Below are 19,701 nucleotides of genomic sequence, written 5' to 3'. Positions count from 1 at the left end.
GCGCATGCGGGCAATCCGTGCCGAGGGTGGGTACCGTCGTGGTGGATGCGACGCGATCGCACCGGATGTACCCGGCACCGATCGAGGGAGAGCACGATGACCGACGCCCTGTTCGAGGACGCACCCCGCCCCGCCCGCGCACTCGGTCCGGGAGCGTTCTGGCTTCCCGGCTGGCTCACTTTGGAGCAGCAGGCGTGGATCGTGGACAGGTTTCACGAGTGGAGGGCCGGCCCCGTCCCCATCCGCAGCGCGACAGTCCGCGGCCACGAGATGAGCGTCCAGACGGTCTGCCTCGGGTGGCACTGGCGGCCGTACCAGTACAGCCGGGACGCCGTGGACGTGAACGGTAACCAGGTGCTCGCCTTCCCCGACTGGATGCTCCGACTGGGGCGGCGTGCGATCGTCGAGGCGACCGGTGACTCCCGGTCCGGAGACACCTACACCCCGGACACCGCACTGGTGAACCTGTATGACGATGACGCCCGCATGGGGATGCACCAGGACAAGGACGAGGCGACGCTCGAGCCCGTGGTGTCGCTGTCCATCGGCGACAGCGCCACGTTCCGCTTCGGGAACTCCGAGAACCGCAACCGCCCCTACGAGGACATCGAGTTGCGGTCGGGGGACCTGTTCGTGTTCGGCGGTCCGTCACGCCTCGCGTTCCACGGCATCACGAAGGTGCAGCCACGCACGGCACCCACTGGATGCGGCCTCCGTGAGGGCCGCATCAACATCACGATGCGCGTCACGGGCCTGACGGACTGATAATTCCCGTGACCGCGGACTGCATCCATGTCAACTGTGCGGGAAATCAATCCTTCGCCAGGGCGTCAGCACAATCGACTTTCCCGTTCGGGAATTCGACCATTGCGCCGTCGTCCTCGTTCAGCACGTGCGCGAGGACTCGACATTGCGAGAAGGCCGCCCTGTCGGTCCGAGCCGAACCATTTCGCTGGTGAGCAAGGAAATTGGCAGGACGTCGCAGGGAATCGTGGAGCATCCCCGACCCCCCACCCCCACGCCCGGCCACTGCCATTCCGGATAGGCTTCACGGGTGACCAAAGGGACGCAACGTGACCACTGACGACGGGGCCGGATCGGGAACCGACGGACAGTCCGCAGCGCCGCTGCCGCTGGTCACACCCGGGTTTCTCGGTGACCTGAACCAGTTGCGCCGCGAATTCACGCGGTTCATGCTCCAGTACCAGTTCGCCGTGTCGGAGGTCACCACAAAAATCTCCATCCTTCGGGAGGAGTTCCGCCTGCTGCACGACTACAACCCCATCGAGCACGTCGGGTCGAGGCTGAAGACCCCGGAATCGATCATCAGCAAGGTCGCCCGCAAGGGATGTGCACCCTCCTTCGAGACCATCCGCGCGGAGATCACCGACATCGCGGGGGTGCGGGTCACCTGCAGTTTCACATCCGACGTGTACCGCCTGTTCGAAATGCTGACCACGCAGTCGGACATCACGGTCCACACTGTCAAGGACTACATAGAGCATCCCAAGCCGAACGGCTACCGCAGCCTCCACGCGCTCGTGGAGGTGCCGGTGTTCCTCTCGGACTCTGTGGAGCACGTCATGGTCGAGATCCAGTTCCGCACCATCGCGATGGACTTCTGGGCGAGCACCGAACACAAGATCTACTACAAGTACCAGAGCACGCCACCCCCCGACGTCCTGGCACAGCTGACTGAGGCCGCCGAGACGGCGCACCGTCTGGACTCGCTCATGGAGGAGCTGCACCGGCAGGTGCACGCCGCCGGATCCCCGCCCGGTGTACCCGACAACTATCTGGTCCCCACCGACGCCGTCCTGGAGCGACTGCTGCATATCCGCACCGTCGCCCCGGACGACCGGGACTGACCCGCGCCTACCCTCTTTGGCAGGCCCTCCACCCAGCGCAGCTCCAGGCTCGGGGCAAGGATCGTCCAGGTTCTGGTTCGACGGAGACGCCGTGGTTGATGGGTCTCGTCAGACTGGTGTTCAGCAGCACGCGCGCTTGGCGTCAGCGAAGCAGGGGGTCGCCTTCTCTGCGCAACCATCGGAGGTGCTCGTGGTTGCCGAGGAGTTCCAGTCTCCGCCACAAGGCGCTGCCGGGCACCGCCTGGCTGGTGTGGCACAGGCATGCGGATCGCTGGCGCTCCCTGCGCACCGGCACCACCAGATCCACATCGCTCTGCTCGTGACCGACGAAACCGGCGTCAAATTCCTCGTTGAGGGTGTCGGCGACGTCCTGCGGCAGAGTCCATGCCAGAACCGGAAGATCCATGACAGCGGCCGCATCGACGGCTGCCCGAGTGGCCGCCGTGTGGTCGGCGTGACCAGTGATCCCGCTGGGGTCGAAGACCACGAGACCATCCGTCGGCCGATCGTCCAGTTCACGGAGCACCTCGGCGGAGAGGATGTCCCGCAGCACGTCCGACAACATGCCGTCGCGGTAGCCGAGCAGCACCGCTGATTCGACGCCCAACTGGTCTGCTGCACTCCTCAATTCCTTCGCGCGCACCTGGCTGAGCTGAGGCCCGGCGCCCAAGGTGGAGGCCCCGCCGTGGGTGAGGCACAGCACGGACACTTCTGCCCCCTCCATGATGAAACCGTCAAGCACAGCACCCAGGCCGAACGACTCATCATCGGGGTGCGCCACCACCACCAGGACGGAGCCCCAGGCCGGCAGGGCCGTGCCCACCTCGTCGCGCGTCGGGTGCTGGACCTCCAGCGACTGACTGGTCACGGTCGCGCCCCGGAGAGAACTGCGAACGCTGCCGTGATCCGCTTCTTCGCATCCTCCGCAACAGCATGCAGCGAGGCGTTGTCCGCCAGACCCATCATTGCCTCAGGATCAAAGGCCTCCACGACGGTGGAGGATTCGCCGACCGCTCGCACCACCACGTTGCAGGGCAGCACCGTCGCTATCGACGGCTCCGCCTGAATGGCCTCGTAGGCCAGCGGCGGCCGGCAAGCCCCCAGAATGACCTGCGGCTGGATGTCGACGCCGAGCTTGGCCTTGAGCGTCGACCTGAGATCAATCTCGGTGAGGATCCCGAACCCCTGGTCCCCCAGCGCTTCACGGACGGCCGGGACGGCATCCTCGTACGGCTGGTCGAGGGTGATGGTGATGGTGTAGCTGCTCATGTGTCGCTCCTTCGCGCTCTCGTTTCACTCATGATACCCCAGGGGGTATAGATCCGGTAGGCCGCACGGCCAGAACCTCGTGGTTTCCACCCTCACTGAGCACGGTCCCCTGCGGCTGCGGGGGCGGCTCCACGATGCGTGGCGCGTCGCCGGTGATGCAGGATGGCGTCGCCGATGATGGCGGAGAACAGAAGCACCCAGTACCACTGAAGTTCCTGCATCGGAGCGCCGCCCCACAGGTACGCGGCATACGGGATGGTCATTGCCAGCCTGATGACCAGCGACGCCTTCGGTGGGGGTGCTGCAAACAAAGCGACGGTGCCTGCGCCACCGGCTATCCAGAGCACGGCCACAAGAACGCCCGTCACGGATTCACCACTCGTGGTTCAGCCGAGGCCATGCACGCTCGCCAGTACGAAGGTGCCTGAACCACGACTGCTCCACGCACCTTCGCCGCCCCTTCTTGTGATGATTTCGCACCTCTCGAGGAAATGTCGCCCGTCTGCGCATTGACTTGCCCTTCCAGCCGTCACTCTCCCACGTCATGGAGGGACGTGCAGTCATTCCGGCCTTGCCGTCGCGTTATCCTGCTCGGCAGCGCGGACTTGAGCTGTGCAAGCAATCACGTCATCTCATTCGGGGCCAGCCGTTCACGATGACCCACGATGAACCCGCCAACCCGAGGGGGACGCATGACGGCTGATCACTACGACAGCTTCGCGGACTGCTATGACGCGGAAAACGCCTCAAGCCTGCTCAACGAGTTCTACGAGCGTCCGGCGATGATCAATGTGGCTGGCGATGTGCGCGGCCGGCGAATCCTCGATGCAGGCTGCGGTTCTGGTCCATTGTCAGCATCACTGCGGGCCAGGGGCGCCATCATGACCGGGTTTGACGGCAGTCCTGCGATGATTGACCTCGCACGACGGAGGCTGGGCAACGACATCTCGCTGTCCGTGAGCGACCTGGCCGAGCCCCTGCCGTTCGCCGACGACGCCTTCGATGACGTCGTGGCTTCGCTCGTGCTGCACTACCTCGAGGAGTGGGCCGGCCCCCTGGCCGAACTGCGAAGGGTGCTGAAGCCGGACGGCCGGCTCATCCTGTCGGTCAATCACCCAACGGTCCGCCTCATCACTCACCCCACCGAGGACTACTTCTCCACCCGGGAGTACTCGGAGGCCTTCGAGTTCGACGGGGAGGACGCCGTCCTCACCATGTGGCACCGCCCCCTGCACGCCATGATGAACGCCTTCATCGACGCGGGATTCAGGATCGCCGCGGTGGCCGAACCAGCGCCGTCGCCGGAGACACCACCCGGGCTACTGACACCCAGCATCAGAACCGGCGACCGCACGGCATTCCTGTGCTTCATCTTCTTCGTCCTCACAACGCACTGAGAGTGGACGTCCCCGACCCCCTCCGGGTGTCAACCCCGGAGGGGGTCGGGCGCAAGAGAACCGGGAACTTCCCGGGCAACCGTCACCAGGCGTAGTGCTCCGGAGCCGTTTTGTAGCCCGGGAAGATCTCGTCGAGGCGGGCCAGCGCGTCGTCGTCAAGCGTCACGTCGAGCGCACGAACGGCCGCATCCAGTTGCTCCTGCGTGCGCGGCCCCACGATGGGGCCGGTCACCGCCGGCTGGTGCAGCAGCCATGCCAGGGCGACGTCGCCCGGGGCGTGGCCCAACCCGTCGGCGAAGTCCTCGAACTCCTGGATCTGGGGTCGGAGCGCCTCCAGCGCGTCGGCGACGCGGCCCTCCGCCCGTCGACCGCCTTCGCGGCCCTTGCGCAGCATGCCGCCCAGCAGCCCGCCCTGCAGCGGGGACCAGGGGAGAATTCCCAGACCGTAGTGTTTTGCTGCGGGGATGACCTCGAGCTCAATGTCGCGAGTGATGAGGTTGTAGATCGACTGCTCGCTCACGAGTCCCACCATGTGGCGCTCCGATGCCGCCGCCTGCGCCTGGGCGATGTGCCAGCCCGCGAAGTTGCTGCTCCCGGCGTAGAGGATCTTGCCCTGGGCGACAGCGACGTCGACGGCCTGCCATATCTCCTCCCACGGGGTTGCCCGATCCACATGGTGGAACTGGTAGAGGTCGATGTGGTCTGTCTGCAGGCGCCGCAAGCTGTCATCCAGGGAGCGGCGGATGTTGAGCGCGGACAACTTTCCGTAGTTCGGCCAGTCGTCCATGTCCGCATACAGCTTGGTGGCCAGTACCGTGCGCTCACGCCGTCCCCCGCCCTGCTGGAACCAGTTGCCGATGATCTGCTCCGTGGCCCCCTTGCCCTTGTCCCTGCCATAGGCGTTCGCGGTGTCGAAGAAGTTGATGCCCTGTTCGTGGGCGGAGTCCATGATGGCGAAGGAGTCCGTCTCGTCGGTGAAGGGACCGAAGTTCATGGTGCCGAGGCACAGCCTGCTGACGTTCAGGCCGGTGCGGCCGAGATGCGTGTATTCCATGCCTCCACTCTCCCCCCGGACAGGGCCATAAGTCCATGGGTGGGGCACAAAGGACGAGCGAGCGCTAATACTTGCTGCGAACAATTACCATGGGCGCATGACCATCGTTGTGGTGCTCCTGGCACTGCTGGTGACAGTCGTCCTGCTGACCACTGGTGGTCGACGGGGCGCTGGCGCCGCCGGGAACCTCCGCCGCGCCGCCTGCGGCTTGACGTGGGTGGTGGCGCTGGCGCTGACACCCACGACATTCCACGATGCGGGCGCGGCTGCCGGCTACCTCCTGGGAGTCCCCCTGGTCATCAGCATCATCGTCTTCCTGAGGGACCTGTCGGGACGAAGCGTGCTCGTGGTGGAGGCGACGGCCGGGCTCACCATGCTCGCGTGGTCCCTGCTCCTGGCCCTCGGCATCGGCCTCGCATTCCTGCCGTCCGCGCTGCTGTTCCTGTGCGCCTTCGGGTTCGACCTCCGGACTCCTGTCCACAAGCAACACTCCGCCGCCCAGCCGTGACGGGAACTCAGGCGGTAACCCGCCCCGTGGTGAACGGTCTCGACACCAGAACGAAGGAGAGCACATTTGTTGCAGTGCGCTGCAACTCGCCCAGCGTGATGCCCTCAGGTCGGGCGTGGGACCTCAGCAGCGACCTGTCGTAACCGCGCCGCAGCCCTCCGATGGTGCTGCCCGGCATCAGGACATCCACTTGCGCGCGGACGCGGTAGGCGCTGTCCCACAACGCAGGGAAATTCGGGTCCCGGGATGGCTGCATCCACCAGTCGGTCATGACGAGGCCGTCGTAGCCCCACTGGTCGCGAAGGATGGTGGTGACCAGTTCGTGGTTGTAGTGGGCCCACACCCCGTTGATCTTGTTGTAGGACGTCATGATGGTGTGCGGTGCCGCCTCGGCAATGCAGATCTCGAAACCGCGCAGGTAGATCTCCCGCAGTGCCCTCTCGGAGACGCGTGAGTCGTGCTTGGTGCGGTTGGTCTCCTGGTTGTTGGCGGCAAAATGCTTCGGGCAGGCCGAAACACCCTGCGACTGGACACCCGTCACGACGGCCGCCCCCATGCGTCCCGTGAGCAGCGGGTCCTCGGAGAAGTACTCGAAGTTGCGTCCGCACAGGGGGTCGCGGTGGATGTTCATCCCGGGGCTGAGCAGGACGTCCGAGCCCTTCCTGATCATCTCCCTGCCGTGTTCCGATGCCAGTTCGCTGATCAGGTCCACGTTCCAACTGGAGGCCAGTGCCGTCCCGCACGGGAGAAGGGCGGCGTGCTCACTCAGACGGATGCCGGAGGGCCCGTCGGTGCAGGTGACGGGGACCACGCCCTTGCGCCTCAGGGATTCCGTCACCCCTCCGAGCACGCCCGCGTTCCCCGGCGCACCGAGCGGGCTGTTCATGCGGAGGTCGCCACGACTGAGCGCCTCGAGTTCCTCCAGGGAGAGTTGGGCCACGAACGCCTCCAGACTGGCGTTTCCGTCGGCGACATCCTGGAGTCGCCACACGACATCGGCGGCGAGGGCAGGGAGCGCCGACGGCAGTGTGTCGAGGATGCGCCGCCGAAGATCGACGGTGCGCTCGGGGGTGGCCTCCCACCCGAGCCGGGTACCGCCCTCGGCGTCCCGCACAGCCGCCATCCGGTCGAACCGGCGCCCGGGTTCGACGGCGCAGGCCTCTTCAAGTTGCTGGACAACGCGCAACTCCTCGACGCTGTAGGAGCCGACTCTCCCCGCGGATCGCACGTCACTGCCGACGAAGAACTCGTAGGACCCCGGCTGCAGGATCCACGCCGAACGATGCCCCGTGGCACCGGCATCGTCGTAGGAGGCCATCTGGTCGACCGCGAACCCCAGCTGGAGACTCTGCGTCTCACCCGGAGCCAGGTCGGCTGTCTTGGCGAATGCCGCCAGGACCCGGGACGGTGTGCCGAGCGGCCCATCCGGCGCGTTGAAGTAGAGCTGCACCACCTGCCTGGCGGTGTGGTGGACACCCGTGTTGTGGACGTCCACATCGACGCGCACCTCGCCGTCCACCACGTCGCATGCCGTCGTGGTGATGGAGAAGCTGGTGTAGGACAGGCCGTGGCCGAACGGGTACAGGACGGCGTCGGGAGCGAAGGTCTCGAAGTACCGGTATCCGACGTACACGTCCTCCACGTAGTTGCTGAAGTTCCGGTCCCCGAAGTGTCTCGCGGACGGGTAGTCCTTGTAGCGACGAGCGATGGTCGACGTGAGCCGGCCGGATGGTGAGGCTGCCCCCACCAGAACGTCGGCCAGTGCATGCGCACTCTCCATGCCGCCCTGCCACGCAAGAACCAGGGCACCGAGCCGGTCGCCGTAGGACTCCGCCCAGGACAGGTCCATCACGTTACCGGTGTTGACCATCAGCACGGTGTGCTCGAAACGGGCCATGACGGCGTCGCACATGTGGCGCTCCGCGTCGGTCAGGTAGTAGCTGCCCTGCTCCAGCACGTTCTCCCGATCCTCACCGGCGGCCCTGCCAAGGACGACCACCGCGACGTCGCACCGCTCGGCGGCGCCGGCCACCAGCTCAGCTGTCAGCGGCATCTCCTCGAAGTGGCGGGGCCAGTGGGCCCAGAACCCCTCGTCCGGCACGTTGTCCGCGCACCACACCCGGTAGGCGGAGGCGAGCTGATCATCCACGTGGACGGCGTCGACCTCGCCGAGGGCGTCCATGAGGGAGACACGATAGGGGGGCTTCACGTCACCCCCGGAGCCGTATCCCACCGTGAACCAGTTGTTCTGGACGCGACCGAACACCGCCACGCGGGCGCCACCGGCCAGGGGCAGCGTCCCGTCGTTGCGCAGCAGGACGATCCCCTCGGTGGCGGCCTGACGACACAGCGAGGCCAGTGCGGGCTCCACCGATGTGTCACCACCCACCACATCGGTGGACATCTGGGTGACGCCGTTGACGAACCGGTGGGCGATGCGACCAAACGCGCTCTTCAGGTGCTGCTTCATGACCCCATGGTTCCACGCCCACCGGCTGACCCGGGAAACGCCGGCCCTTCCCCACCCATCGGGTGGCGGCAGGGATCGCCGTCTGCGTGGGAGTCGGCGAACGGCCGGGGGATCGCTGACGCTCCTGCCCCAGAGGTGGTGGCCGAGTGGGCAGACTGTGGACATGCTCCACCTCACCGCAGTCCTTGGGGACATCACCGCCCAGCACGTCGACGCCGTGGTCAACGCAGCCAACAACGCCATGCGTGGCGGCGGCGGGGTGGACGGCGCCATCCACCGGGCCGGAGGACCCGCCGTCCTGGCAGACTGCATCGCCCGCTTCCCCCAGGGGCTGGCCACCGGCGATGCCGGCTGGACCACTGCGGGCAACCTGCCGGCGCGTTGGGTGATCCACACCGTCGGCCCCAACCATGCCGCGGGGCAACGCGACCGGAGGCTGCTGGAATCCTGCTACCGGCGATCCCTGGAGGTCGCCGATGTCCTGGGGGCACACAGCGTGGCTTTTCCGCTGATCAGCGCCGGCATCTACGGCTGGCCCCGCCTGGACGCCATCGATGCGGCCATCGACACCATCCGGGCCGCGCGCACCACGGTGTCTGAGGTACTCATCGTGGCGTTCAACGCCTCGGTGCACGAAGAGGTCGTCACCGCCCTGGGGCGGTGACGACCTCGTCTCACGGGACCGGGGGTCCACGACCGCAGGCTCAGCCCTTGACGGCGCCCTCCGTGATGCCGGACATGAACTGCTTGGCACCGATGGCGAAGATGGCCAGCAGCGGGATGACCGCTATGAGCGACGACGCCATCAGCATGCCGTAGTCGGTGCCGTGCGCAGTCTTCAACTGGCTGAGGGCGACCTGGAGCGTCAGCCTGCTCGGATCGTTGAGGACGATGAGCGGCCACATGAAGTCGTTCCACGAACCGATGAAGGTGAACATGCCGAGGAACGCCAGTGCCGGCCGGATGGTGGGCAGGCACACATGGATGTACTGGCGCCAGAACCCGCAGCCGTCAATGGTGGCAGCTTCCAGCAGCTCCTTCGGGATGGCCGAGGTGGAGTACTGCCGGAGCCAGAACACGCCGAACGCGCTCGCCAGGACCGGGAAGACAAGGGCCTTCAGCTGGCCCACCCAACCCAGCTGGCTCATGAGGAGGAACTGCGGAATCGTGGCGAGCTGGGACGGCAGCAGGAACGTGGCGAGCACGACACCGAACAGCACCGTCTTGCCCGGAAAGTCGAACTTCGCGAAGGCGAAAGCTGCCAGCGACGAGATCAGCAGCACCAGGAACGTCACACTCACGGCGACGATGATGGTGTTGGACATCGCTCCGAAGATATTGACCTTCTCCATGATGGCCGACACGTTGGCACCGAGGCGGTCACCCGGTGTCAGTGCCGGTGGGTACTGGTAGATCACGGATGATGGCTGCGTGGACAGCACGAACATCCAGTAGAACGGAAACAGTGCCACCACGGCACCCACGAGCAGGAAGAGGTGGCGAACCACGTCACTCCCGCGCAGGGGCCGCCGACGCCGCTTGTCCGAGCGTCGGCTCGTCTCGAGGGCGGCACCGGCAAGAGCGGCCGGGACCACGCGTGGGGACAGGCTCATGACTTCTTCTCCTTCTTCTCACGCGTGACAATCCAGTTGATGGCCGAGAAGAACATGACAACGACGAACACACCCCAGGCGATGGTGGCCCCGTATCCGTACCGGTTCTCCTGGAATGCGACGGAGTAGAAGTACAACACCATCGTCAGCCCGGAGTTGCCGACGCCCCCGGCGGAGGCCGCCCCCGAGGACAGGGACGAGGTCAGGACCTGGGCCTCCGTGAAGCTCTGCAGGGAGCCGATGGTCGACAACAGCGTGATGAAGAACACGATGGGCCGCAGCTGCGGAAGCGTGATGCGGAAGAACGTCTGGAAACCATTGGCACCATCGAGGGCGGCCGACTCGTACTGGCCCTTGTCGATGGCTTGCAGCCCGGCGAGGATCAGCAGCGCGTTGTACCCGACGAACGACCAGGTGGTGAGCGCCGAGATGGCAACCTTGATACCCCACTCGTTCTGCAGCCAGGCGATGTTGTCGAACCCCAGAAGGTTGATGAGCGCGTTGGCGATGCCGAACTGGCTGGAGAACAGCGAACTGAACAGGATGCCCATGGCCACCAGCGACGTGACGTTCGGGATCAGGTAGATGACCCTGTACGTGGTGGAGAACCGCATGGTCGAATTCAGCATCAGGGCGAGGATCGTCGCGAGCGTCAGCGTCGGGATGGTCCCCATGAACCACAGGATCAAGGTGTTCAACAGTGACTTGAAGAACAAGGGGTCGCTGAACAGGTAGCCGAAGTTCTCGAACCCGATGAACTCAATGTCCCCGAGGCCGGACCAGTTGGTGAAGGCCAGCGCCAGTGTGAAGATCATCGGCATGGCACCGAAGACGAGGAAGAAGAAGAAGTAGGGCGACAGGGCGCCGTACAGGGGAAGTGACCTCTTCATCCGTTGGCTGGTGGACAACGACCTGAAGCCGTCGACCGGTTGCGGACCCTTGTGCCCGCTCATCGTGGAGGCACTCATTTCACAGTGACACCAACCTGCTTGGCCAGTCGTGTGGCCGCCTTGACTGCGTCGTCCCAGGCCTTGTTCGGGTCCTTGCCCGAGGCTTCGACGAGGTCGATCTCGGCGTAGAAGGGGGCATTGACCGTGTTCTCGTTGGCGTTCTCGTACAACGGACGGACGGTCTTGGCGGCGTTGCCGAACACTTCGGCCGCCACCTGTCCGCCCAAAAAGTCGACGGGGCCCGCCACCTCGGACATCTCGAAGGCGGCCGGCGTGGACGGGAAGTTGCCCTTGTCCTGGTACTCATACGCCTGGTTCTGGGGATCGAGGATGAACTTGATCAGTTCGAACGAGGCCGCGGGATCCTTGGCACCCTCGGGAATCGTGAGGAACGACCCGCCGAGGTTGGTGGCGACGCCGGGGTGCTCACAGACGTGCCACTTGCCGGCGGTCGCAGGGGCGTCCACGATCAGGTCGGCCAGGTGCCACGAGGCGCCGAAGTCGGCGGGGAGCTTGCCCTCGTTGACGGCGGCTGCGGCGTCGGCAGTATTGGACTCGAGCGTGGAGACGATGCCCGCCTTCAGCCCCTTGACGGCCGTGTCCCACGCCTCACGAATGTGGTCCTCGCCGCCGATGAACACGTCGTCCTCGTTGATGAAGCCCTTACCGGACTGCTTCCAGACGGTCTCGAACAGGCCGCCGGTGTTGCGAACGAGGAAGGTGCCGGGTTTCTTGGCAATGAGTTCCTGTCCCAGGGCGAAGAACTCGTCCCATGAACGGATGGCGGCGGCCAACTCCTTCGGGTCAAACGGAAGTCCGGCTTCCTCGAAGACATCGAAGCGGTAGAACAGGGCGGTGGGGCCGATGTCGATGGGGATGCCCAACTGCTTGCCATCCGTGGTGGTCGCCTGGGCCCACTTCCAGTCGAGGTAGGTGGACTTGATGTCCTCGGCACCGATGGTGTTGAGGTCGACGAAGTACTTGGCCTGGTTCCTGAAGAAGGCGATGTCTTCTCCCTTGACACCGCTGATGTCCGGCAACCCGGATTTAGCAGTGAAGGTGGTGGTGAGCTTCTGCTTGAAGTCGCCGCCGATGACGTCCTGGCGAAGGGAGTACTTCGGGAACTCCGAGGACACGGCCTCGAGCACCTTCTTGCCGAAGCCCTCGGGCCACGTCCACAGCACCATGGAGGCGGCGTCGCCGGTGCCCCCGGTGGGGGTGACCGTGCCGGGCGCCGCGCTGGAGCAGGCGGCCAGGCCACCAACGCCGAGCAGGCCGAGGCCCGCGGCGCCGCCCCTGATGAGAGATCGTCGGGAAACGTTCATGTCAAAACTCCTTCGTTGCGTTCCGAACGCGATGGACAGGTCAGCGCCTGCAGAATGCCGAGTTGATCAAACTTGATCAGGCTGTCGGAGCATCAGGCGCTCATTGTGAACAGCGAATGACCTTCGAGGGCCATCCATGTCGCCGCCACTTCACTGCTGGCGACTGCTGTTTCACGCTGCATTGCCCGTTCCGACGGCTGATCTCCTTCGATCCTTCATCCGCACGATCAATGTAGCAGGGCATCGAGAAATGTGAAGCCCCGTGACCAATATGACATCTTTTGCGCAAGATCAACGACGGCGCGCTAGGTTGTGACCATGTTGAAAACCGTGCGCCACGAGACCCTCCTGCAGCTGTTGCATGCGCAGGGTTCAGCAAGCGTCAACGAGATCGCCGAACACCTGAACACCAGTTCGGCCACCGCACGGCGCGATCTTGCCGAGCTGGAACGGCAGTCCCTCGTGGAGAGGACATGGGGCGGGGTGCGGCTGGTGACCGACGTCGACGACCCGTTCCAGGAGGCACTCATGAGTCAGGGTGCCGCCAAGCGGCGCATCGGGGCGGCCGCTGCTGACCTCGTCCCCGACGGCGCCACAGTGATCCTGGACATCGGCACCACGGTGCACCACGTCGCACGTGAACTGGCCGATCGCGACATCACCGTGCTCACTGCCTCCCTCCCCACCTTCGAGGTGTTGCGCACAGTGGGGCGAGCCAACATCATCCTCCTGGGAGGGAGCTGGTCGGAGAAGTACCAGTGCTTCACGGGGTCGACGGTGACGGACGTCCTGGAGCACCAGCAGGCGGACATCGCGTTCCTCGGATGCTCCGGGCTCTCCGATTCCGGACGAATCCGGGACACCTCCTACCCCCAGAGCAGCATCAAGCGCGCCATCCTGGCCGCATCGTCGCACACCTGGCTGTTGGCAGATGCCAAGAAGTTCCCGGGCAAGGGTGGGATATCACCGTTCGAGGTGGACAGGCTCGACGGCATCATCACCGATTCCACGGACCTGGCCACACCCCTCATCGAGAAGTGCCGCAACCACGACACAGAAATCAGGATCGTATGAAACTCACATTGATCGGCGGCGGTGGATTCCGCGTCCCCCTCGTGTACAAGGCGCTGCTGGCCGACACCTCCGTCGGGCGCGTCACGGAGCTCCGGTTGTTCGACACGGATGCGACACGACTTCACGCCATCTCCGAAGTCCTCGAGGACCTGAGCCGCGACGAAGTCGACGCGCCCATGCTCGTGGTGACGCAGGACATCGCCGAAGCACTGACAGGCACGGACTTCATCTTCTCCGCCATCCGGGTGGGGGGCACCGCAGGCCGGGCGCTCGACGAGCAACTCTCACTCCGTCACGGGGTCATCGGTCAGGAGACCGTCGGTGCGGGTGGCATCTCCTACGCACTGCGTGGCATCCCCGTGGCCCTGGACCTGGTCGAGAAGATCCAGGAGCACGCCCCCGACGCGTGGGTCATCAACTTCACCAACCCCGCCGGGGTCATCACCGAGGTCATGCAACGCCACCTGGGCGACAGGGTCATCGGCATCTGCGACTCCCCCGTGGGGCTTGCCCGACGCATCATGGACGTCCTGAAGGGCGCCGGCCTCGTCGAGAACGACCTCCCCGCCCCCGGCAGCGGCACTGACCGGGTACACCTCGAGTACGCGGGGCTGAACCACCTCGGATGGTTGACGGGGCTGCGCGTCGACGGCCACGATGTCCTTCCCCTGCTGATGGAGCGTCCGGATCTCATCGAGAGCTTCGAGGAGGGGCGACTCTTCGGAGCCCCCCTGATCCAGGCGCTCGGGGCCGTCCCCAACGAATACCTTCACTACTACTACTACGCACGCGAGGACCTCGAAATCGACCAGGCTGCGGCGCAGACACGGGGGGTCTTCCTCCAAGCGCAGCAGAAGGGCTTCTACGACGGCGCCGGGCTCACCTCAACGGGGGCGTTCGAGCGGTGGGAGCGCACCCGGATGGAGCGCGAGGAGACCTACATGGCCACCAACCGTGAGGCCGCCGGAAACTTCGACCGCGACGCGGCCGACCTTGAGACGGGCGGCTATGACAAGGTGGCGCTGGCGATCATGCACGCCATCGCCAACGACGTGCCGGCGGAGCTGATCCTCAACGTCGCGAACCGTGGCCTGCTGCCGGACCTGGACGACGCTGCCGTCGTCGAGGTCCCCTGCCGGGTGGACGGTCGAGGAGTGGTGCCGATCAGGGGCACCGCCCTGCCCGACCACGGCCGCGGCATGGTCGTCAACGCGAAGTACGTGGAGCGTCGCACCATGGATGCCGCCATCAACAAGTCACGTGAGGACGCCCTCCTTGCTCTGACACACCACCCCCTCGTGGACTCGTGGACGGTCGCCGAAGCCCTCCTCGACGACCTCGTGGGCGCCTTCGACGAGCTCAGCTATCTCAAGGAACCCCTCAATGCATGACAACCGGGAACTCGTCGAGGAGCGGCTCGAGAGGCTTCAGGAGCGCGTGGCGGCCCACATCCACCGCCGCGTCGCACCCCTTGCGGTCACGGCATGGCGTGCCCCCGGTGAGCCCGTCGATTTCGGCGTCGCCCGCGAGGAGTCCTATGAGGACTTCCCCGCCGGCACGTGGTGGGGGCCTGCCTGGAGCACCTGGTGGCTGAAGGTGGAGGGGCGGGTACCCGCAGACGCCGCCGACCTTCCGCTGGAGCTCCGGGTCGACCTGGGGTTCGTCGGTGACTGGGCCGGCAACCAGTCCGAGGCCATGGCGTTCACCGAGCACGGCCGGCCGTTGAAGGCCGTCAACCCCATGAACCGCACCGTGGCCCTCAACTTCGGCGCCCTGGCCTACACGTTCAATGCCAGCGACACGCCCCTCCTGCGAGCCGACGGCTCCCTCTCGCTCTACCTCGAGGCCGGCTGCAATCCGAACATGTCCCACATGCTCAACCAGGTCACCCAGCAGGGCGACACCCTCACCCGCTCCGAGGAACCCCTCTGGCAATTCGGCGGGGCGGACCTGGTCACGCGCAACGACGACGTGTGGGGGCTTTCCTGCGACCTGGAGGTCCTGGACGGCCTCATGCGTCAACTTCCCGAGAACTCAACGCACCGCGCCACGCTGCTGCGCGCGATGGAGGATGCCGCCGACGTCGTCGACTCCGGTGACATCCCACTCACAGCTGCCGAAGCCCGCCAGATCCTGGCCCCCCTCCTCGTCAGCGGTGCCAACTCCTCAGCACAGAAGATGACCGCTGTGGGGCATGCACACATCGACTCGGCGTGGCTGTGGCCCATCCGGGAGACCCGTCGCAAGATTCTGCGCACGTTCTCCAACGTCACGGCACTCGCGGACGAGTACCCCGACTTCCACTTCGCGGCAACATCAGCACAGCACTACCAGTGGCTCAAGGAGGCGTCCCCGGAAGTCTTCGACAGGGTGCGCGCTGCCATCGCTCGCGGACAGTGGCATGTCGTGGGCGGCATGTGGGTGGAGTCCGACACCAACCTCCCCGGCGGTGAGGCGCTCGTGCGACAGTTCACCTCCGGACTGCGCTGGATGCGCGACGAACTGGGCATCCGGCCCGACTGCCTGTGGCTCCCGGACTCGTTCGGCTACACCGCGGCACTGCCCCAGATCGCCCGCCTCGCAGGCATGGAGTGGTTCTTCACCCAGAAGCTCTCCTGGAACAGGACGAACACCCTGCCCCACCACACGTTCTGGTGGGAGGGACTCGACGGGACCCGCATCTGGACCCATTTCCCTCCCGTCGACTGCTACGACAGCATCGTCAGCCCCGAAGAGGTCATGAAGGCCGAGCGCAACTTCAAGGAGAAGGGCCGCGCCCAGCATTCGCTGCTCCCCTTCGGCTACGGCGACGGCGGGGGCGGTCCCACCGCCCTCATGATGGAACGCACCCGGCGCCTCGCGAACCTTGAGGATGCCCCCGTCGTCACGTCGGCTCCCCCCAGCACCTTCTTCGAGGCTGCCCGACAGGAGTACCCGGACGCACCCACATGGGCGGGCGAGCTCTACCTCGAGTTCCACCGTGGGGTCTACACCACCCAGGTGGAATTGAAGCAGGGCAACCGACGCAGCGAGCATGCGCTGCACGCCATCGAACTGCTGGCCAGCATGGCCGGGCACTCCTCCCCTGACTACCGCTATCCCTCCGAGGCACTCGAGGTCCTGTGGCAGCGCATGCTGCTCCTGCAGTTCCACGACATCCTGCCCGGGAGCAGCACGTCGTGGGTCAACAGGGAGGCCGCCGAGGAGTACACGGCGCTCGCCCGGGAGTTCCAGTTGCTCCTCGAGAACGCCTGGGACGCCGTGCGCACGGATGATGCCGGGACCTCGGTGATGAACGCCGCCCCGATCCGGCGGCGCGAGGTGGTCGAGTCCAAGGCCGGGATGCAGTTCGTGGAGGTGGCCCCCCACGCCGTCACATCCCTCGAGGACGCACGCGTCAAGCCCCTCCATCCGGTCGTGCGCAGAATCGTCGACGGTGTCAACGTCCTCGACAACGGACTGGTGCGTGTGGAGATCGACGCCGACGGCTGTGTGTCCGGGCTCCGCGACCTTGTTGCGGAGCGAGACGTGCTGCTGCCCGGCACACGTGCCAACGTGTTGCGCCTGCATCCTGACCACCCCAGCTGTTTCGACGCCTGGGAACTGGAGTCGCACTACCGCCGCCAGGGCACCGACCTCGTCGATGCCACCCGCATCGACGTCGTCGCCGACAGCCCGCTGCGGACCCGCGTGGACGTGGCACGCGAGTTCGGTTCCTCCCGGGTGGTGCAGAGCATCAGCCTCGACGCCGACTCCGCCACCGTGGACTTCGAGCTGTGGATCGACTGGCAGGAACGCAACCACGTCCTGAAGGTGGGATTCCCGCTCGCCGTTCGCGCCACCCGCAGTGCCGCCGAGATCCAGTTCGGTCACATCGAACGTCCCGTGGCCTCCAACACCTCCTGGGACGAGGCCCGTTTCGAGACAAGTGGACACCGCTGGCTGCTGCTGGCCGAACCCGGCTACGGCGTCGCACTCGCCAACGACTCCAGCCACGGACACGACGTGTTCCCGGCCGGAGGGTCGAGCACCTCCCCCACGAGCGGCGTCACCGCGGGACTCACGCTGCTGCGTGCACCGCAGTCACCCGATCCTCTCGCCGACCAGGGCGAGCACACCATGCGCTACAGCCTCACGGTGGGGGCCGACGTCGCGGCCGCGCATCATGCAGGGCTGCGCATCAACCAGCCCCTGCGCCTCATGCCCGGCACCGCCAAGCGAACGTCCTTCACGGAACTGACCCCTGTGGGCGCCGTGGACCTGGCGGTGGTTGACGCCGTGAAGCAGGCCTTCGACGGTTCTGGCGACCTCATCGTCCGACTCCACGAGGCCGCCGGTGCCAGCAGCCGGGTGGACCTGCGCCTGGGCGTTGACACCGCATCCGTCACGGAGGTCGACCTCCTGGAGGACGACGTCGACCAGCCCACGCAGACGCTGCCCGAGAACGCCGTCCCCGCGGGAAGCCCGGTGCGGCTGACGCTGCGGCCGTTCCAGATCCTGACACTGCGATACCGGAGTCACCCATGAAGCTGCTGCTGATCTGCCTCGACGGGGTCCGCGTCGACCTGGCACTGCCGGAAGCGGTCGCCTCCAATCGGCTCTTCGCCGGTCCTGATCACCCGTCTGACCCACGGTTCAGCGTCGGCGCCCCCGACAGCACGTCCACGACCGAGGGGGCGAGGAGCCTCGGCGTCCTCGCACCGACCCTCGCACGGTTGGTGCGCGGTGACGACCACTCGGAGGGCACCATCATCCCCATGTGGATGACTCCCCCCACGGACTCAGGACCTGGATGGTCCTCCATCCTCACCGGATCCACACACGAGGAGTGCAACGTGTGGTGGAACGAGTTCGTGGGTCATCAGATGGCCCGCCGCCCGGACATCCTGTCCCGGGTTTTCTTCGCCAACCCGGCAGCCCGCACCCTGGCCGCAGCAACATGGGACGCGTTCACCGTGGGCACCGGCCCGGGCCCCATCATCCAGCAACGCATCGACCAGCAGCGCACGGGACAACATCAGCCCTTCCACCCCGACGTCAGCCGTGGCATCGAAGCGGCCGATGCAGCGGTGCTGCAGTGGGCGAACTGGCGGCTGTCCCACGAGGGGCCCGACGCAGCAGTCGTCTACTTCGAGGGTGCCGACGACGCCGGCCACAGCCACGGCGCCGACTCGGCCGAGTACCGCGCCGCCATCACGAGGCTGGACGAGTACACCCGGCATCTCGTCAAGGCCGTCGCGGAGCGCCACGAGCAGCTCGGTGAGGAGTGGCTGGTGGCGCTCACCACCGACCACGGGCACAAGCCAGAAGGTGGTCACGGCGAGGATGAGGTGGAGGTCCGCCGCAGCTTCCTCATCGCCCACCACATCGGTGGCACGCTGCCGCAGAACCTGCGCCGGGTCTCCAGCCTCCGCAGCAACGAGGTGATGGATGTCCTGCTGGATGCCATCGGCGTGCACCAGGGCCATTTTGACTCCGACGGCATCGGCGAGGTCCGCGACATCGCGTCGGTGGGGCCGACGAGGGACCCGGCCTTCGAGTGGTGAGCACCAGTCCTTCGACGGGTTGCCCCCGGCAACCCACGCACCCCTGGCGTGGCCCAACGCATCGGGGTGGCGGCCGCTGAATCGGGGCTTGAAGCTACCGGGTTCGCTTGTGTTCGCGAAGTGCGTCGAGGGTGACCCGGAGTCGCGTGGCTCGCGTCTCCGGCTTCTTCGCATCCTCGATCCACCGAGCCCATTCCTTCCTGTGGCTGTAGGCGAGGTCGTCGAAGAAGTCGCGGGCGATCTGGTCGTGGCTGAGGGCGGCCGCGAGATCGTGGGGCACAGTGACCTCACGGGCGGCCGTATCGGCGTCGATGTGCACGTCGACGTCATCGCCTGCGGTGACGCCGGCGGAGGCGCGGTTCTCGGCGCTCAGAGGGATCAGCCAACGTCCGCCCATCGAGGCGATTGTGCTGCGGTACGTGTGCCCGCCGATGGTGACAATGACCGCCGGCCGTCCACCTGCCCCCAGAGCGCGCACGACCTCTTCCGGAACGGGAAGACCGGTGGCGGTTTTCCCTCCGAGCTCAACGACGGTGCGAAACGTGATCGGTCCGGTCATGGTGCTTCCTCAGGGACGCCGTGATGTTCATTCTAAGCCCGCCGCTGCACCCACAGACCTCGTTTCCC

The 19,701-nt window shown here is 66.1% G+C and carries 18 protein-coding genes; 9 read left to right on the top strand and 9 right to left on the bottom strand.

Translation table 11 applies throughout. The features are described 5' to 3' along the window. Positions 1 to 96: 96 nt before the first annotated feature. A complete protein-coding gene (locus EAX62_RS09230) occupies positions 97 to 765 on the top strand; it encodes an alpha-ketoglutarate-dependent dioxygenase AlkB family protein (protein ID WP_199711223.1) in 669 nt (222 codons plus the stop codon). A gap of 308 nt (positions 766 to 1,073) precedes the next feature. After that, positions 1,074 to 1,868: a GTP pyrophosphokinase gene (locus tag EAX62_RS09225; RefSeq protein ID WP_233557878.1), complete on the top strand. Its 795-nt coding sequence runs from the start codon at positions 1,074 to 1,076 to the stop codon at positions 1,866 to 1,868. A 142-nt stretch (positions 1,869 to 2,010) separates the two neighbouring features. On the opposite strand, the gene EAX62_RS09220 is transcribed toward EAX62_RS09225, so the two are convergent. The 3 genes from EAX62_RS09220 to EAX62_RS09210 all read right to left on the bottom strand — a co-directional run bounded on the left by EAX62_RS09220 (position 2,011) and on the right by EAX62_RS09210 (position 3,505). Continuing rightward, positions 2,011 to 2,736 carry a PIG-L family deacetylase gene (locus EAX62_RS09220; RefSeq protein ID WP_199711222.1) on the bottom strand — a complete coding sequence of 242 codons (726 nt, stop codon included), beginning with the start codon at positions 2,734 to 2,736 and terminating at the stop codon, positions 2,011 to 2,013. Continuing rightward, positions 2,733 to 3,137, bottom strand: coding sequence for a DUF302 domain-containing protein (locus EAX62_RS09215; RefSeq protein WP_121901383.1), 405 nt, complete (start codon positions 3,135 to 3,137; stop codon positions 2,733 to 2,735). The genes EAX62_RS09220 and EAX62_RS09215 overlap by 4 nt, the downstream gene beginning before the upstream one ends. Before the next feature lie 92 nt (positions 3,138 to 3,229). After that, positions 3,230 to 3,505, bottom strand: coding sequence for a hypothetical protein (locus tag EAX62_RS09210; RefSeq protein WP_121901382.1), 276 nt, complete (start codon positions 3,503 to 3,505; stop codon positions 3,230 to 3,232). A 324-nt stretch (positions 3,506 to 3,829) separates the two neighbouring features. Between EAX62_RS09210 and EAX62_RS09205 the strand changes: the two genes are divergently transcribed. Further along, a complete protein-coding gene (locus tag EAX62_RS09205) occupies positions 3,830 to 4,534 on the top strand; it encodes a class I SAM-dependent methyltransferase (protein WP_121901381.1) in 705 nt (234 codons plus the stop codon). A gap of 82 nt (positions 4,535 to 4,616) precedes the next feature. Here the strand turns inward: EAX62_RS09205 and EAX62_RS09200 are convergent, their stop codons facing one another. Continuing rightward, positions 4,617 to 5,588, bottom strand: coding sequence for an aldo/keto reductase (locus EAX62_RS09200; RefSeq protein ID WP_121901380.1), 972 nt, complete (start codon positions 5,586 to 5,588; stop codon positions 4,617 to 4,619). Positions 5,589 to 5,685: 97 nt separating this feature from the next. Between EAX62_RS09200 and EAX62_RS09195 the strand changes: the two genes are divergently transcribed. Next, positions 5,686 to 6,096, top strand: a complete 411-nt coding sequence (locus tag EAX62_RS09195) for a hypothetical protein (RefSeq protein ID WP_121901379.1) — start codon at positions 5,686 to 5,688, stop codon at positions 6,094 to 6,096. 7 nt (positions 6,097 to 6,103) lie between these two features. Here EAX62_RS09195 and EAX62_RS09190 read toward each other — a convergent pair whose 3' ends face one another. After that, a complete protein-coding gene (locus EAX62_RS09190; RefSeq protein WP_121901378.1) occupies positions 6,104 to 8,566 on the bottom strand; it encodes a glycoside hydrolase family 3 protein in 2,463 nt (820 codons plus the stop codon). A 163-nt stretch (positions 8,567 to 8,729) separates the two neighbouring features. Between EAX62_RS09190 and EAX62_RS09185 the strand changes: the two genes are divergently transcribed. Next, positions 8,730 to 9,230, top strand: a complete 501-nt coding sequence (locus EAX62_RS09185) for an O-acetyl-ADP-ribose deacetylase (RefSeq protein ID WP_121901776.1) — start codon at positions 8,730 to 8,732, stop codon at positions 9,228 to 9,230. A gap of 40 nt (positions 9,231 to 9,270) precedes the next feature. Here EAX62_RS09185 and EAX62_RS09180 read toward each other — a convergent pair whose 3' ends face one another. The 3 genes from EAX62_RS09180 to EAX62_RS09170 all read right to left on the bottom strand — a co-directional run bounded on the left by EAX62_RS09180 (position 9,271) and on the right by EAX62_RS09170 (position 12,454). Continuing rightward, positions 9,271 to 10,179 carry a carbohydrate ABC transporter permease gene (locus EAX62_RS09180; RefSeq protein ID WP_121901377.1) on the bottom strand — a complete coding sequence of 303 codons (909 nt, stop codon included), beginning with the start codon at positions 10,177 to 10,179 and terminating at the stop codon, positions 9,271 to 9,273. Then, positions 10,176 to 11,069 carry a carbohydrate ABC transporter permease gene (locus tag EAX62_RS09175; protein WP_121901775.1) on the bottom strand — a complete coding sequence of 298 codons (894 nt, stop codon included), beginning with the start codon at positions 11,067 to 11,069 and terminating at the stop codon, positions 10,176 to 10,178. The genes EAX62_RS09180 and EAX62_RS09175 overlap by 4 nt, the downstream gene beginning before the upstream one ends. Positions 11,070 to 11,143: 74 nt before the next feature. Beyond that, positions 11,144 to 12,454, bottom strand: coding sequence for an extracellular solute-binding protein (locus EAX62_RS09170; protein ID WP_121901376.1), 1,311 nt, complete (start codon positions 12,452 to 12,454; stop codon positions 11,144 to 11,146). 318 nt (positions 12,455 to 12,772) lie between these two features. Between EAX62_RS09170 and EAX62_RS09165 the strand changes: the two genes are divergently transcribed. Genes EAX62_RS09165 through EAX62_RS09150 form a run of 4 tightly spaced genes read left to right on the top strand, consistent with a single transcriptional unit; the run spans position 12,773 to position 19,074 of the window. Next, on the top strand, positions 12,773 to 13,528 hold the full coding sequence (locus EAX62_RS09165; RefSeq protein ID WP_147454070.1) for a DeoR/GlpR family DNA-binding transcription regulator: 756 nt from the start codon (positions 12,773 to 12,775) through the stop codon (positions 13,526 to 13,528). Further along, complete coding sequence (locus EAX62_RS09160; RefSeq protein WP_121901374.1) at positions 13,525 to 14,919, top strand: 6-phospho-beta-glucosidase; 1,395 nt, start codon at positions 13,525 to 13,527, stop codon at positions 14,917 to 14,919. The genes EAX62_RS09165 and EAX62_RS09160 overlap by 4 nt, the downstream gene beginning before the upstream one ends. Further along, positions 14,912 to 18,055, top strand: a complete 3,144-nt coding sequence (locus tag EAX62_RS09155) for an alpha-mannosidase (protein WP_121901373.1) — start codon at positions 14,912 to 14,914, stop codon at positions 18,053 to 18,055. The genes EAX62_RS09160 and EAX62_RS09155 overlap by 8 nt, the downstream gene beginning before the upstream one ends. Next, the gene (locus tag EAX62_RS09150; protein ID WP_121901372.1) at positions 18,052 to 19,074 is read left to right on the top strand and encodes an alkaline phosphatase family protein; all 1,023 of its coding nucleotides are present in this window, start codon (positions 18,052 to 18,054) and stop codon (positions 19,072 to 19,074) included. The genes EAX62_RS09155 and EAX62_RS09150 overlap by 4 nt, the downstream gene beginning before the upstream one ends. A 94-nt stretch (positions 19,075 to 19,168) precedes the next feature. Here the strand turns inward: EAX62_RS09150 and EAX62_RS09145 are convergent, their stop codons facing one another. Continuing rightward, a complete protein-coding gene (locus EAX62_RS09145; RefSeq protein ID WP_199711221.1) occupies positions 19,169 to 19,633 on the bottom strand; it encodes a YdeI/OmpD-associated family protein in 465 nt (154 codons plus the stop codon). Positions 19,634 to 19,701: the final 68 nt, after the last annotated feature.

The organism is Tessaracoccus antarcticus, from assembly GCF_003688855.1.
GTDB lineage: Bacteria > Actinomycetota > Actinomycetes > Propionibacteriales > Propionibacteriaceae > Arachnia > Arachnia antarctica.
This window is presented reverse-complemented; position numbering and strand designations above follow the sequence as displayed.